The 470-nt window shown below is 64.5% G+C and carries 1 protein-coding gene; it reads right to left on the reverse strand.

The window, feature by feature from the left end; all coding sequences use genetic code 11:
* The coding region (locus Q0877_RS17075) for a DUF222 domain-containing protein (RefSeq protein ID WP_299170050.1) at window positions 1–470 on the reverse strand (470 nt) is incomplete at both ends.

Here is a 470-nt window from a genome sequence, read left to right on the forward strand (position 1 = left end):
AGGTCGCGGTAGTTGATGGTGACCATCACTTGGGGGCGGTGCCCGCCGGTTGCCGGTAAACCGTCTCCGGCAAGGGCAATCCGGCATGCTGCAACCAGCCCATCCAGAAGGTTTTGTGCACGGGTTGGCTCATCCGGGTTTGAGGCAGCCTTGCCACCACCACCACCGCGGGCGGTGGGGCCTCCGTCGGTCGTGCCGTCGTTGGTCGCGTGAGTATCGGACTCGGTGGTGCTGCCTGGGTGCCCGTTGGTTGCGGCATGTGGGGAGCGTGGGTTGGTGGCGGTGTTCATGACGGTGCTGAGCTGCTCGAACTGCTCGTCGGTGGCGCCGATCTCCAGGAAGTGAAGTCCGTGTCGTCTGCCGCGTAGGAAGACGCCCTGCCTGGCGTGCAGTGTTTTCTCTGTCGGTTCCTGTCCGTCCTGATCGATCACGGTTTCCCAGCGTTGGGCCAGGACCCGGAGGACGTCTTC

The sequence above is a fragment of the uncultured Arthrobacter sp. genome, assembly GCF_947495145.1.
Classification (GTDB): domain Bacteria; phylum Actinomycetota; class Actinomycetes; order Actinomycetales; family Micrococcaceae; genus Arthrobacter_D.